The organism is Thioclava sp. FR2 (assembly GCF_051200875.1).
Taxonomy (GTDB): domain Bacteria; phylum Pseudomonadota; class Alphaproteobacteria; order Rhodobacterales; family Rhodobacteraceae; genus Pseudotabrizicola.
In genome coordinates, this window is the sequence record NZ_CP195191.1 from 2,691,237 (window position 1) to 2,705,459 (window position 14,223).

Below are 14,223 nucleotides of genomic sequence, written 5' to 3' on the forward strand. Positions count from 1 at the left end.
ATTCAAAGCTCCCTCGCTGCCCCGAGATCTGCCGCGACCATTTCGGCGCACAGGTCGCGGGCGGAAATCGTCGGGGTCCAGCCCAGAGTCTCCCTTGCCTTTGAGGCGTCGCCCAGCAGGGTTTCCACCTCTGCCGGACGGAAATAGCGCGCATCAATACGAAGGATCACGTCGCCTTCTTTCAGTGCCGGGGCAAGATCACCCGTCACTTTGGCGGCGCGAGCCACTTCTTCCGGTCCCTTGCCCTCGAAAGCGAGGGTTATGCCCAGTTCTTCAGCCGTCCACTGAACGAAGTCACGCACCGAATGTTGAACACCGGTTGCAATGACGTAATCGTCGGGTTGGTCCTGTTGCAGCATCAGCCACATGGCCTGAACGTAATCTTTTGCGTGGCCCCAATCCCGACGCGCATCCAGATTGCCAAGATAGAGGCAACGGTCCAGACCCAAGGCCACCCGCACCAAGCCCCGCGTGATCTTGCGCGTGACAAAGGTTTCGCCCCGGCGCGGGCTTTCATGGTTGAACAGGATCCCGGCGCTTGCGTGCAGACCATAGGCCTCGCGATAGTTCACGGTGCACCAATGGGCGTAAAGCTTTGCCACACCATAGGGCGAGCGGGGGTGGAACGGCGTGTGCTCGGTCTGGGGGGTTTCGTGGACCTTGCCGAACAGTTCCGAGGTCGAGGCCTGATAGAAACGGGTTTGCCTTTCCCGTTTGAGAAAGCGGATCGCCTCTAACAAGCGCAAGGCGCCAAGCGCATCGACCTCGGCCGTGTATTCCGGCGTGTCGAAACTGACCCCGACATGGCTTTGGGCACCGAGGTTGTAGATTTCATCCGGTTCGAGTTCGGACACCAGCCGTGTCAGGCCAAGCGAATCCGTCAGATCGCCGTAATGCAGTTGGAACCGCAGGTGATCGACATGCGGGTCTTGATAGAGGTGATCCACCCGCTGCGTGTTGAACGAGGAGGCACGGCGTTTCAGGCCATGCACCTCGTATCCCTTGTCCAGCAAGAGTTCAGCCAGATACGATCCGTCTTGGCCCGTGATCCCAGTGATTAGCGCGCGACGGGTCATTGCAGCGGTCTCTGCCTTTCCTTGAAGAGCCGATAGTCACACCCGAAACCGCCAGGGCTGTCAATCAACCCAGCGATATCCCCCGAGACGACGCGACCGCCAGCAGATGCTTGACCGCCGGATGATCACCGCCAAGGGAAGCACGAGCGTCCTTGAGCTGCTTCAACAGCGGTTTTCCTTCGACAAGGGTTTCTGCCGTCTTCTCGAAGTTAATCAGCAAATCTGCTGCAACCTTAAGGACAAGGGCAGCGCCTTCTGGCGGTTTTGGTGCCGGAGCAGGTGTCGGACTCACCGGTTTTTCAACCGGCTTCGCCTGCGCCTTCAGCTTGGACCAGCTTTCGTCAGGGCGCGTCAAATCCAAGGGTTCCTGCTTGAACCGACGGTCAATTCCTCCAAAGAGGCCATCATAATCGACGCGTTCAAACTCTTCGAGATGCCCGCCTTTGGTGGCATTCAAGATCTTTCGCCCTGCACATTCATAGACCAGATTGGCCATTTTGTAGTTCATCAGGACGCGATCAAGCTTGGGATCCTTCCAAGTCTTGCCCTTGCCGAAATAGTCCTTGTGGAAGTGGTTTGGATCATCCGTATCCGATGTCAGGACATCGCCCTTGCGGGCATGCGATGCCGGAATGATGTAATTGAAGTCCATCCCGATCAGATAAACTTCGGTAAAGCCCATGTAATAGGCCAACTGCAGGTTCACATAGGTCACAGACTGACCGCAGTAGGCGACCTTTGACACATCCGTCGAAAAACGTGGAATGGCGTAATTCGGACTGAACTTGTCATAGAAACCACGGTTCAGCGGGAAGAAATACGTTCCGGGACGCTTTGGATGAAGGGATTGATAGATGGTCGGGAAGAATTTGAACGGTGTTTCGTAATTAACGATTTCTTCCTGATTTTCTTTGATGACCGAGCTGTCTTCGACCACAAAGAAAGTTGGCGCAAAGCCGGTTTCACGAGTCTTGTAGTAGAAAGAGTTCACCGCAAAGGTGTATTCATTCTTCAACAAGGAAAGATCGTGCTTATTGAGGGACGGACCGTTGCCGATGATAAAGCAGCGCTTCCCCTTGAACCGGTTGTAAAAGAACTGAATTTGCCGGGTATCGTCGACAGCGATCTCTGGCTTTACAGCGGGTGCCCAGGCATTTGCGAATCTTCCGGTAAGTTCTTCTGAGTCGTTGTATGGCTTGACGCCATCACACTCGGGCGGGAAGACGACCTCGCCTTTTTCGACGCGAACCAGCTTGATCCCGGTTTCGAGACGTCCGGGAAGCCCGTTCACGGTCACATAGGTGTTCGTCTGGTAGAGGTCCGGATCGCCAATATGGGGAAGCCGAAGATCGCGCAGCTTGGAAACCGTCGCGGAATCTGCGTGGCAGCAATTCTTGTGGATATAGTCCGTGACGCCCAATCCCGGCGAATATTCACAGCCGTAGTTTTCCGCCATGTGATTGTAGATGTCGCGGAAGTAGGCGCGCTCTGACTCTACGATCGGGTGATACTGATGGAAATATGCCTCTGAATCCATGCGCACCCGTGCCTGCGGGAGCAGCGCGAACATTGTGACGTCCAGCGCGCGGTCTTCGCAGCCATAACCGACGTATTGTTCAAAGCCACCGATTGAAAGGAACGCGTTGCGATTGACGACCAGCATTCCACCGGCCAGCGTGGTCGGGTTCTTGATGCTTTCCTGAGTTACAGGGAAGTGACCGTACTTTCCGGTTTTGCGGAACTCATTGGTTTGCGCTTCGGTCGCATAGTAGAGGCTGCGGTTCGGCGAAATGACGTCGAACTTTTCATAGCAGTCCAAGACACACTGAAGGAAGTTCGATCCTGGGATGACATCTGTGTCGAGGAAGCCAATCACCTGAGAGTCGGTAAAATGTTTCGCGGCGACGTTGTACAACCAGCCGCGATTATAAGCATTCGGGTTATACAGGAATTCGTAACGACAGGTGTCGAAGGTTTCGTCGTTCTGCAGCCGTCTCTCTTTGTCCTGTTCAACCAAGAGAATATCGAAAGCCCCGGGATAAGTGCTTTGCAGAGACTTTACGAGATGCCGCATATTGTCTTGGCGGCTGGTATCCGTGTCGTCGCCAAAACGGAATCCGATCACCAAAGTCGCAAGATGCTGGCCTTTGATCTTGTGCTTCTTGCGCACGTCCTCAAGAGCCGCCTTCGAGATCGGCTCTTGCTGGGTCAGTTTGATTGACTGAAGCGTTGCGGGATCTCTTGCCCCAGTCAGCGGCCATGGCGTTTCGTGCCCCTTGCGTGGCCAGATGGACTTACGATTTTCAAAGAAATCCCGCTTCTTAAGGCCAATCTCCTCCATGATACGGAGGTAGATCCAGTCACTTCCTTCTTTGGTCAGATGGATATTGTCGCAGGTAAATCTCCGCACCTGTGCCTCGCTCCACTGGTGCAGATTGATGACGTGGTCCAGATTTTCACAGAGGAGCTTTGAGTACTCCTCGATCATGTAAATGTTCTCTGGCCTTGCCTTTGGATAATCGCCTTCCCAGCCCCGAACCATCGTGTTGGAACTGATAAAGATAAGGTTCGGGATCGACTTCAGCTTTGGGAGGAGCGATCTTTGCAGCATTTCCAAGCTGTAAAGATTGATCGTCGGCTCACCTTCGTAGAGGGTAGGGAAAGGGGACGACAAATGCTTGTCGACAGCCTGCTTGCCAAACAGTTCTTCAAGCGCAGCGCGCTTGGCGTTGACCAGCTTACCTTTGCTGAAATCCCGGTTCACGATCATGTTGCTGATCGCGCTTTGCGGCACCCCATCGGAAGGATCCACCAGGCGGGTCATCATTGAAGAATGCCCACGAGGCGAATGATCCACGATCCCCGAATGCAGGATGACGTGATCAAAATTCTCTGCCCCCAACGCGTCGACGATCTTCAGAAGGTCAACGGTCGTCGTCCATTGAAAAGGACACCGATAGGACACCAGTTTTACACCCGCGGTCTTTGCCAGTCTTTCGGCATAAATCTGGTGGGTCGATCCCGCAGGTTTGTGAATTCCGCGGCTATCAGTGAGCAAAAGGATATTCTTCATAATATTACCTAGGCTTCAATAAAACCCGCTCAACCTGTCCAGCGCGGTGTGGCTGGCGCGGATGACGGCGTCGAGGGTGTTGGAGCCGTTATGGGTGCCCAGAATGCAGCGCTCCATCTCGCGCAGGGGGCTGCCTTCGGGCAGGGGTTCGACCTCGAACACGTCCAGCGCAGCAGAATGGACATGGCCGGATTGCAAGGCGGCGACCAGCGCGGCCTCGTCGATCAGCGGGCCGCGGGCGACGTTCACGATGCGGACGCCCGGCTTACACTTGGCCAGAACCTCGGCGTTCAGCATGTGGAAGTTGTGCTTGTTCAGCGAACAGGTGAAAACGAGGAAATCACAGTCTTCCACACGTTCGGGCCATGCGGCGCGCTCGAGCCCCGGAATGCCAGCGTCCGCGACGCCGGGATCATAAGCCACAACTTTCATGCCCAAGGCCTGCATACGGGTGACGGTGTTGCGGCCAATATCGCCCAATCCGATGACACCGACGCGACGGCCTGTGAGGCTGATGCCAGCGGGCTTCAGCCATTTGCCAGCACGCACACCGCGATCGATCAGGAAAAGTTGCCGGGCAAGGCCGATGACAAAGGCGGTGGCCACATCGGCCACTTCTGTGCCAAACATCATGGGCGTGTTGATGATCGGAATACCCAGATCCTTGCATGCGGCAAAGTCCACGTTGTCGACGCCGATGCCCCATTTGACCGCAGCCCGCAGACGCCCGGCGTAACCGGCCTCGAAGACCGAGCGGGTTGCCGGGTCATCGCCGATGATCCAGCCGTCATAATTCGGCAAAAGCTCTTTCAGCTCTTCTTCCGAAAGGATTTGCGTCACCTTGGCCGGGTGTAGTTTCAAGCCGCGCTCGGCAGCGTAGTCCATAAACAGGTTGATCTGGCCCAGCATCGGCGGGCAGGTCACGAGAACATCTTTCATGTGGATCACTCGGCAGCAGCAGCGTGGGGATAACGGACGGTGGCAATGGCTTCCGCCAAGGCCCAATCCTCGGGTGTGTCGATATCAACAGCTTCGGCTTTGCTCATGACATGCAGGATCGGCTTTTTGCCAATGCGGGCATTCGTGGCGGCAAAGCTTTCACGCGAGAAGATATAGAGGTTGGAATTCTCTTCGAACCACGGTTCCAGATCCTGAGTCTGAATCAAGTTGTCCGGGTCGTGGTTCACCGCGCTACCATCGGCGCGATAAAAGCGGGTCTGGATCTTGTTGACCGTGAACAGGGAATCCGCCGTGCCCGCCGAAACGCCAGCCTGATAGGCCGCCAAAGCCTCTGCGACCGTTTCGGTGGTCATCATCGGGTTGGTTGTATGGGTCATCAGATAGGTATCCGCCGGAACAGCGGCGATGTCATCTGCAAGGATCTTGTTCATCGAGACCGTATCGCCGCAAAGCTCGGGTTTGCGATCGCGGATGATGACGCGGCCACCTTCGACCAGCCCGTTTTCGGCCAGGATGTGACGTGCATCGGTATTGATCACAACGGCATCAATGCCGTCGATGGCCAGAAGGGAATCCAGAATCCAGCGGAACAGTGGCTTGCCGTGCAGGGGACGGAAGTTCTTCCCCTTAACTCTCTGGCTGTTGGCTTTCATGGGGAGGAGTGCGACGCAGCGGCCCGAGCCAGTCATCTTTGGCTTCCTTCTCATTCACTTGAGGATAAAAGAATTGCTCCTTTGCCGACTGGGAAAGAAGCTTGTGTTCGTGATTGCCTTTGTATGAACCAATATATTGGTTCCAGCGATAGCGCACCATGTCGCGCCGCGTTGTGGACGTCACGCCATTGGCCGCAGCTGCCCGCCAATCCCCAAGAACACTGGTTACAACGTAACGAACGACGTCTGTTTTCGAAAGGTGAACTTCCGGCATGATCGACCGCAGCGCCAAGGCTTCGCGTTCGAACCGGCGGCGGATTTGGGCCCAGCTTTCCTGATGGTGGTGAAAGACGGGCGCATCAGCCACATAGGCAATCTTCTGTCCTTTGGCGACAAGCCGCTTTGCCAGTTCCATATCTTCGAGACCGGTCAGCTCTTCGTCGAACGGGTTTTCCGACCATGCCGAACGCAGCAGAGCGGAATTGGCATTGTTGCAATAGAAGCCATTTTGCGGGATTGCCGATTGATCGGGATAATATTTCGCGAAAATCCGACGCTCACTGAAGTTGCTGTCGTCGTCTCCGATCTGCCGGCCATAGCTGTAAACCGCTTTGCCATCCAGCAAGGGTTGGCAAAGCCGCTGAAGCCAATGTTCATCTGTCGGAACGCAGTGGCCGGAAATGTAGACAAGGATCTGGCCTTTGGCAAAATCGCTGCCACGGTTAAGCGACCGGCCAAAGGAAAACTCTGATTTGCGGATTTCTGTGATCCGGGCTCCGTGACGGCGGGCGATTTCCACCGTTCCATCCGTCGAGCCTGAATCGATCAGGACTACTTCTGAACTGAGGCCGTCAAGCTTTTGCCTGGCTACCATGACCAGCAGGTCATCAAGATAGCGGGCTTCGTTCAGCGTGCGGATTACGATACTGGCAAGCATGACAGCGCTTTACCCCCAGAGAACCCAGAATACAAACTCGAACAGACTAAGAAATAGCTGCGGCAGGACGCTTTTCGTCTAATGCTGGCACCCACTGATGTCCAGAAACAATGCAACCGTGGAGAGTGCGTGCGCCAAATGTCGCTTTTTTGGGCGGTTCTGCGCGCTAACGGCGAAACGCCATGCGAGTTGTCCCCGGAATCACAGACCCGAAATCCACCTTTTCGAAGACCTGACAGGCGCCATCAACCGTCGCATCCAGAATGCGGCGGCCCTCGGCTTCGAAGATTTCGCGCGCGGCGGAATACGAGGCCTCTGATCGAATCAAATCGGGGTTGTCCCACTTTTGTCCCGAAAAATAATCGGGGCTGAAGTGGTTCAGGTCTGGCCCAGACAGCACGCGGGTTTCATGCGGAGCACCCTCAAAGGTAAACCGGTGGTCCATGCCAATGATGACCACTTCGGAAAAACCCATGTAATAGGCGATTTGAAGCGCAACAAAGGTCACGGTTCCGCCTTCGCGCAGGCCGTGTGTAAGGTCGCGTGAAAAGATCGTCGGCGGATTGAGGATGTTGACGTGATGCGTGTGGCCATCTTCGGGCAGATACTGCGCCGCCCGTGCGCCGATGAATTTGACGGCGGACAGCTTCGCCATATCGGCTGCGGCCTGTTCGACTACCAATGGGTTGACCGCGACAAGATAGCGCGGCTGAAAGCCGAACCTGTCCAGGCCGAGATGGATCTTGTTCAGCCCAAAAACGGTCTCGTTGCGAAGCGCGCGCAGGTCCATCTTATTCAGCGATGGCCCATTGCAGACAATCACGGCGCGCTGGCCAAAATGCAGGTCACGATAGCGATGCAATGCGCTGACTCTGGTCATTGATCAAACCTGTCAGGGCAAGGGCGCATGAAATCGTGGTCCGGCTTTGTTGTGCTTTCTTTGTGTGGCCGAACCTGCGCCAAGACGCAACCGGGCGATGCGCGGGCCCCTGCCGATCGGACCTTTCTCATTGCACGAGGCTGCGCTGCGTGGCACGAAACGGCGCAATAAGCAGTGTGAGGTTTAAAGATGGATCATGTTCTTGTCACGGGCGGCGCGGGCTATGTCGGATCCCATGCCTGCAAGGCCTTGGCAAAGGCGGGCTTTGTTCCCGTCACCTTCGACAACCTAACAACTGGCTGGGCAGAGGCGGTGAAGTTCGGGCCTTTGGTTCAGGGCGACCTGATGGATCGGCGTGAGATTGATGCGGCCTTTGCCCAATATAAGCCGGTGGCTGTCTTGCATTTTGCGGCCTTGTCGCTGGTTGGGGACAGCATGAAAGACCCGGCGCATTATTGGCGGGTGAATGTGGGCGGGGCGCTTAATCTGGCCGAAGCAGCGGTTGCTGCGGGGTGCAAGAAGTTCATCTTCTCCTCGACCTGCGCGACCTATGGCGATCAGGATGGGGTAGTTCTGGACGAGAACACGGTTCAGAAGCCGATCAATGCCTATGGGGCATCGAAGCGGGCCATCGAGGACATCCTTGCCAATTTCGAAGCGGCCTTTGGGCTGGAGCATGTGATCTTTCGCTATTTCAATGTTGCGGGGGCCGATCCCGAGGGCGAGCTGGGTGAGCAGCATCGGCCGGAGACACATCTTATTCCTCTGATGCTGGATGCGGTGGCGGGGCGGCGGCCGGCGTTGACCTTGTTTGGCACCGATTATCCGACGCCGGATGGCACCTGTGTCCGCGATTACATTCATGTCACCGATCTGGTGGATGCCCATGTTCTGGGTCTGAGATGGCTGCTGGACGGCAAGGGGTCGCGGTCCTTCAATCTGGGGACCGGCAAGGGGTTCTCGGTCAAAGAGGTGATCGAGCAGGCGCGGCTGGTGACCAATCGTGAGGTGCCGATGAATGTGGGGGATCGGCGGCCGGGCGATGCGGCGGCGCTGGTTTCGGGCAGCCAGCGGGCGGAAACCGAGCTGGGATGGGAGCCGAAACATTCCTCGATGGGCCAGATGATCCGCGATGCCTGGGCCTGGGGTCAGAAGCCTGAATATAAGGGCTGAGTGGGGCGTCCCCGTCGGGGACGCTTTTTTACCGAAGCAAAATCAATGGCTTGTCGTCGGGGATTTACGCTTTCTTAAGAAATTCCCTGATCTGGCAGCATTTCCCCGGCACGAATGGGGAAGGACAGGATGTTCTGCCGGGGGGGCAGCGGACAGACGGCATAGTCGGTAAAGGCGCAGGGCGGGTTAAAGGCCGTGTTGAAATCCAGCAGCACCTGATCGCCAGAGACATGGCCAATCAGGAAGCGCGCCGCGCCATAGGTTTCGGCCCCCGCTGTGGTATCACGAAAGACAAACATCGGATCGCCGTATTTCCAATGCGTCACCAGCAGCGTGATGGTTTGGCCTTGATGCTCAAAGCTGGCGCTGTGGGTGACAGACACCGAACTGTCGATCCCGCCCTTGAGGGCGATGCCCACCTGTTCAGGCGCGGCGAGTGCCTGCCACTGCGCGGTCATGCGCCATGCCGGGTCAACAGGATAACGGGGAATATCAGAAAACGCCTGCCGCGCGGGCAATGTCAGGTCGCGCACCCGCAAGGCATATTGGCCTTCGACAAACATGCGTTCCAAAAGCAGGCCGCCGACCTTGAGCACGGGATTGCCGCCACTTCCCGCGACAAAGGCCAAGGCCCCCTGATCGGTGGTCAAGAGTGCCAGACCATCCTGAGAGAGTTCCAGAATACCGAGATGGTCTGGCCCGGCTGAGATTTGCAGATCATTGGTGGCGTCGCGGCCGAGTCGATAGCGGCCGGGGTCAATCTCGACCCGATCGGTCAGGTGCAGCCACCCATCTTCGGCCTTCAGGGCTTTCAGGCGGTCTTGAAACCAGAGGTCAATTTCCTTGCGGTGGTCTTCGGTAGAAAGGGTCATGATCGGCTTTGTCCTTGCACTTCCCGGCAATGATCCAGTTTCGCGAGGACGGGGGCAAGGTCTGACCTTAGCCCAAAGCGTTTTGCGTCTAGGTTGAATCAACAAAAACGCAAAATGCTCTAATGCGCGGAATGAAGATCGAGGTCGGGCTTCTGGACAGTCCAGAGCACCAAGAGAAGGATGCAGGATATCTGTAAGAGCATCACCGCCAAGATTAGTTCGAGACTTGGTTCGCGCTGGCCCCGAAGAAAGACACCTGTCGCGCCATAGACGAACCAAGGAATTTGATAGCCAAGCGTCAGAAGAAGTTGAAGGATTCTGCTTTTGGTCAGAAGGGCTGCGATGGGATAGCCCAAGGTGAAAACGAAAGCATAGGCCAGCGCCAAGAAGACAAGCCAAGACGACTGGAACATGCCGAGGAGTTCATCCACCGGCGCGGCCAAGATGGCACCGCGCCTGTCCCACAAGGTGGAGAGACCGCTGAGAATTATGGTCAAAATGGTTGCAGTCACAGCGACCCGTACTTGGAGCAGCGCACTGCGGGCCAGACGGGAAGAGAGTGCATTTGGGTCTTGAACATCGCGTTGGAGGCCCATGATCCGTGCCCCGAAAAAGTTATTGGATAGGTAAATCAAAAAATCTCTGTCTGAATGATCATGCGTTTTGCGATGCTGGTCAATTTTTCTTTTGGGTCGCTGACCGTTGCTGGAGCCCGAAAAGAAAAAACCCCGCCAGTTCGGGCGGGGTTTCTGTCAGAAAATTCGGTCTTTTTAGCCGTAGACGGCTTCTTTGCCGAAATGCTTGACCAGCATGTAATAGACGACGGCGCGATACTTGCTGCGCTCGGACCGGCCATAGGTGTCGATCACGGCGTTGATCGCCTCCATCAGGCTGGGGCTGTCAGCAAGGCCCAGCTTCTTCATCAGGAAGTTTTTCTTCACGGTTTCCAGTTCCGACGGATCGCTGCCCGCAACGGTGGAGCTGTCCGCGTTATAGATTGACGGGCCGCAGCCAATGGTCACTTTGGTGAGGAGCGCCATGTCCGGCGTCACCTTGCACTTGTTCTTCAGATCATCGGCGTACTTAGCGATCAGTTCGTCGCGCTTGCTCATATCTTGTCCCCGTCAGACTGGATGTTGTTACGAAAAACCCCAAGGCGGTTGGGGCTGCGACGAAACATTAGGCGCAAAGAGAATCGATCACCAAGGGAAAATTTTAAGTTTTTCCCCGTTCAGGCGCGTTTCAGCGTGACGATGTACTGGTTCGCCATCAACCGGAGCGAGGCCTTGTCACCAAGGCTTTCAACCATTGCTTCGACGGCGCGTTTGACCGGGGCGGCCTGCGCGTCGGACATCCAGTTGAAATCGTCACCGGCGATGATGCCATTCGGTTTCACCTTTTGCAGCGAAAGCGCGATGTCATTGCCGACGACGGGTTCATTGTGGTTGCCGTCGATATAGACCCAGTCAAGCGAGGCATCGGGCATGGCCGAAAGGGCCACGTCAGACAGGGCGCGATGGATTTTGACGCGGGGATCGTCGGCGTAACGGGCGACGACCTTGTGGTAGCGTTCTTCCATCAGATGTTCGTTTTTCTTCTTGCCGAACCCGGTGTTCGAAAATTCGGGCATGTAAAGCCAAGGGTCGATCAGGTGCAGTTCCTTTGGCTGGCAGATTTCAAGGATGCGCTGCGAAAAGTCGCCCTCCCAGACACCGATTTCAGCCACCACGCCGCCTTTAGGCAGGCTTTCCAGCATACGACCGCGGACACGGTCGCGTTTGCTCATTTCCTCGTCACTCATTTACTGCCCCAAGATTGGTTGTTTTGTGTTGGATGCTACCAGACGCCGGAAAACTGGCAAGAAATGGAAAAACCCGCCGCTGGGAGGCGGCGGGTCTGGGGCATTTCTGTGACAGGCCTTTAGGCGATCAGTAGCGGTAGTGGTCCGACTTGAACGGGCCTTCGACGGTGACGCCGATATAGTCGGCCTGATCCTTGCGAAGCTCGGTCAGTTTCACGCCGATCTTCTTCAGGTGCAGGCGGGCAACCTTTTCGTCCAGCGCCTTGGGCAGGATATAGACGCCGGGTTTGTAATCCTTGCCCTTGGTCCACAGTTCGATCTGGGCCAGCACCTGATTGGTGAAGGAGGCCGACATCACGAAGGACGGGTGGCCGGTGGCGTTGCCGAGGTTCAGAAGGCGGCCTTCGGACAGAAGAATGATGCGGCTGCCCGAGGGCATCTCGATCATGTCCACCTGTTCCTTGATGTTCGTCCATTTGTGGTTGCGCAGGGCGGCAACCTGAATTTCGTTGTCGAAGTGGCCGATATTGCCGACGATGGCCATGTCCTTCATCTCGCGCATATGCTCGATGCGGATGACGTCCTTGTTGCCGGTGGTGGTGATGAAGATGTCGGCGGTGGCGACTTCGTCTTCCAACAGGGTGACTTCATAGCCATCCATTGCGGCCTGAAGCGCGCAGATCGGGTCAACTTCGGTGACTTTGACGCGGGCGCCAGCACCACGGAGCGAGGCGGCCGAGCCTTTGCCCACATCGCCGTAGCCGCAGACGACGGCGACTTTGCCTGCCATCATGGTGTCGGTCGCGCGGCGGATGCCGTCGACGAGCGATTCCTTGCAGCCGTATTTGTTGTCGAATTTCGATTTGGTGACCGAGTCATTGACGTTGATCGCCGGGAAGGGCAGCTGGCCCTTTTTGTGCAGATCATAAAGGCGGTGCACACCGGTGGTGGTTTCCTCGGAGACGCCCTGAATGGCGGCGCGCTGTTTGGTGAACCAGCCGGGGGATGCGGCGAGGCGCTTTTTGATCTGGTTGAAGAGGCAGACCTCTTCTTCCGAGGTCGGAACGGCGATCAGATCGGTTTCACCGGCTTCGACGCGGGCGCCCATGAGGATGTAGAGCGTGGCGTCACCGCCATCGTCGAGGATCATGTTGCAGGTGCCGCCTTCGCCGCCGAATTGGAAGATGCGGTCGGTGTAGTCCCAGTACTGTTCCAGCGTTTCGCCCTTGATGGCGAAGACCGGGGTGCCGCTTGCCGCGATGGCAGCGGCGGCATGGTCTTGGGTCGAGAAGATGTTGCACGAGGCCCAGCGCACATCGGCGCCCAGCGCTTTCAGCGTTTCGATCAGCACGGCGGTCTGCACAGTCATGTGCAGCGACCCGGCGATACGAGCACCCTTGAGAGGCTGGCTGGCTCCGAACTCTTCGCGGCAGGCCATGAGGCCCGGCATTTCGGTTTCGGCGATGGTCAACTCTTTGCGGCCATAATCCGCAAGATTGATGTCTTTGACGATGTAATCAGCCATTTTTGGCGCGGCTCCACTGAATTCTGTTGCGGAGCCACTTAGCACTGTCGATGCCATTCGACAATGTTAGCAGGGGTGAACCATCAATTTGTCAGTGCGACCTGAGCGAACACCTCGCCCGATTGACCATTTGAGGTCCAACCCGTGCCCGAAGCGATGATGCAGGAAATGCCGTCATCGCCAGCGTGAACCATTGTCCAGGTGCCCATGATTTCCGAAGCCCAGAGATCAACGCGCATACCATCGGCCAGAATGCGACGTTCGACGGCGCTTTCAGCAAAATCGTGTTCCAAGGTTGATGTCAGCGTCGCATGCGCACCGCAATGCGGCTCGTCGACCGGCTGCGCGCCATGGGCCAGAACGTCATAGACCGAGAGGTCGGCATTGTGCGTGGCCTCGTAGGCGGTGAGTTCCGGAGCGGGCATCGCATCAAACTGGCGTTCGGTTTCTTCAATGGCAACGGCATAGCCGGAAGCGACGATGGCCAGAGCGAGAATTGGCAGGGTGTTCATGGCAGTTCCCCCCTTTTTCTTTATAACGGGCATTTCTGTTGCTGTCGGATGATGAACGCAGGAAGCGCAGAAAAGTTCCCTTCGCCTGCTTTACAGGCTGGTAGCCCCCGCGTTATCCGGCTTTTCGGGTCAGTTTGATGGGGTGCCGGAATGGCAAAGCAGGTTCGGGCATGGCAGCGGATGCTGTCGGGACGAAGGCTGGATCTGCTGGACCCGACGCCTGTCGACATCGAAATCGAAGATATTGCGCACGGACTGTCATTTGTTGCGCGATGGAACGGGCAAACGCGGGGTGATTGGCCCTATTCGGTTTCCGAACATTCACTGCTGGTCGAGTCGCTGTTTACGCGTCAAAATCCGGCGGTCGATGCAAGGTGGCGGCTTGCGGCCCTGCTGCATGATGCCCCGGAATATGTGATTGGCGACATGATTTCGCCGGTCAAGGCGGCTGTCGGCCCGGATTATGGGGCGCTGGATGAGCGACTGACCGCGGCGATTCACATTCGGTTTGGCTTGCCCGCCGTTTTGCCCGCGCCAATCAAGAAGGCCATCAAGGCTGCAGATAAGGTTTCGGCATGGATGGAGGCGGTGAACATCGCCGGTTTCAGCAAGGAAGAGGCTGACAAACTCTTTGGGGCCCCGCCGCAATCTTTGATCCGGGGATTGTCAATTCAATTGCGGCCCCCTGCCATCGTTCGCGCGGAATTTATCCAACGTCACAAAGATTTGCTGGAAGGTATGAAATAATAAAGCCCGCCAGA

Annotated in this window: 14 protein-coding genes; 2 read left to right on the forward strand and 12 right to left on the reverse strand. The window is 56.6% G+C overall.

What is annotated here, in order from left to right; translation table 11 throughout:
- Window positions 1-2: 2 nt before the first annotated feature.
- The 6 genes from gmd to ACSBLW_RS13075 form a co-directional block, all read right to left on the reverse strand.
- The gene (gmd, locus tag ACSBLW_RS13050; protein WP_435257054.1) at window positions 3-1,076 is read right to left on the reverse strand and encodes a GDP-mannose 4,6-dehydratase; all 1,074 of its coding nucleotides are present in this window, start codon (window positions 1,074-1,076) and stop codon (window positions 3-5) included.
- 64 nt (window positions 1,077-1,140) lie between these two features.
- A complete protein-coding gene (locus ACSBLW_RS13055; protein ID WP_435257055.1) occupies window positions 1,141-4,149 on the reverse strand; it encodes a 6-hydroxymethylpterin diphosphokinase MptE-like protein in 3,009 nt (1,002 codons plus the stop codon).
- 15 nt (window positions 4,150-4,164) lie between these two features.
- Window positions 4,165-5,088, reverse strand: coding sequence for an NAD(P)-dependent oxidoreductase (locus tag ACSBLW_RS13060; RefSeq protein ID WP_435257056.1), 924 nt, complete (start codon window positions 5,086-5,088; stop codon window positions 4,165-4,167).
- Window positions 5,089-5,093: 5 nt separating this feature from the next.
- Window positions 5,094-5,762, reverse strand: a complete 669-nt coding sequence (locus ACSBLW_RS13065; RefSeq protein WP_435257057.1) for an acylneuraminate cytidylyltransferase family protein — start codon at window positions 5,760-5,762, stop codon at window positions 5,094-5,096.
- Entirely contained in the window at window positions 5,737-6,699 is a 963-nt protein-coding gene (locus ACSBLW_RS13070) for a glycosyltransferase family 2 protein (protein ID WP_435257058.1), read from the reverse strand. The genes ACSBLW_RS13065 and ACSBLW_RS13070 overlap by 26 nt, the downstream gene beginning before the upstream one ends.
- A gap of 166 nt (window positions 6,700-6,865) precedes the next feature.
- The gene (locus tag ACSBLW_RS13075) at window positions 6,866-7,579 is read right to left on the reverse strand and encodes a 6-hydroxymethylpterin diphosphokinase MptE-like protein (RefSeq protein WP_435257059.1); all 714 of its coding nucleotides are present in this window, start codon (window positions 7,577-7,579) and stop codon (window positions 6,866-6,868) included.
- A 189-nt stretch (window positions 7,580-7,768) separates the two neighbouring features.
- On the opposite strand from ACSBLW_RS13075, the gene galE reads away from it, so the two are divergent.
- Window positions 7,769-8,752: a UDP-glucose 4-epimerase GalE gene (galE, locus tag ACSBLW_RS13080; protein ID WP_435257060.1), complete on the forward strand. Its 984-nt coding sequence runs from the start codon at window positions 7,769-7,771 to the stop codon at window positions 8,750-8,752.
- Between the two features lie 74 nt (window positions 8,753-8,826).
- On the opposite strand, the gene ACSBLW_RS13085 is transcribed toward galE, so the two are convergent.
- From ACSBLW_RS13085 to ACSBLW_RS13110, 6 genes are all read right to left on the reverse strand, one after another.
- Window positions 8,827-9,624, reverse strand: coding sequence for a DUF1684 domain-containing protein (locus ACSBLW_RS13085; protein ID WP_435257061.1), 798 nt, complete (start codon window positions 9,622-9,624; stop codon window positions 8,827-8,829).
- A 119-nt stretch (window positions 9,625-9,743) separates the two neighbouring features.
- Window positions 9,744-10,220: a hypothetical protein gene (locus tag ACSBLW_RS13090; protein ID WP_435257062.1), complete on the reverse strand. Its 477-nt coding sequence runs from the start codon at window positions 10,218-10,220 to the stop codon at window positions 9,744-9,746.
- A 174-nt stretch (window positions 10,221-10,394) separates the two neighbouring features.
- Window positions 10,395-10,736, reverse strand: a complete 342-nt coding sequence (locus ACSBLW_RS13095; protein WP_435257063.1) for a DUF2853 family protein — start codon at window positions 10,734-10,736, stop codon at window positions 10,395-10,397.
- A 119-nt stretch (window positions 10,737-10,855) separates the two neighbouring features.
- A complete protein-coding gene (locus ACSBLW_RS13100; RefSeq protein ID WP_435257064.1) occupies window positions 10,856-11,425 on the reverse strand; it encodes a class I SAM-dependent methyltransferase in 570 nt (189 codons plus the stop codon).
- 127 nt (window positions 11,426-11,552) lie between these two features.
- Window positions 11,553-12,950, reverse strand: coding sequence for an adenosylhomocysteinase (ahcY, locus tag ACSBLW_RS13105; protein WP_435257065.1), 1,398 nt, complete (start codon window positions 12,948-12,950; stop codon window positions 11,553-11,555).
- An 83-nt stretch (window positions 12,951-13,033) separates the two neighbouring features.
- Complete coding sequence (locus ACSBLW_RS13110; protein WP_435257066.1) at window positions 13,034-13,462, reverse strand: hypothetical protein; 429 nt, start codon at window positions 13,460-13,462, stop codon at window positions 13,034-13,036.
- A gap of 150 nt (window positions 13,463-13,612) precedes the next feature.
- On the opposite strand from ACSBLW_RS13110, the gene ACSBLW_RS13115 reads away from it, so the two are divergent.
- On the forward strand, window positions 13,613-14,209 hold the full coding sequence (locus tag ACSBLW_RS13115) for a hypothetical protein (protein ID WP_435257067.1): 597 nt from the start codon (window positions 13,613-13,615) through the stop codon (window positions 14,207-14,209).
- The last annotated feature ends 14 nt before the right edge of the window (window positions 14,210-14,223 follow it).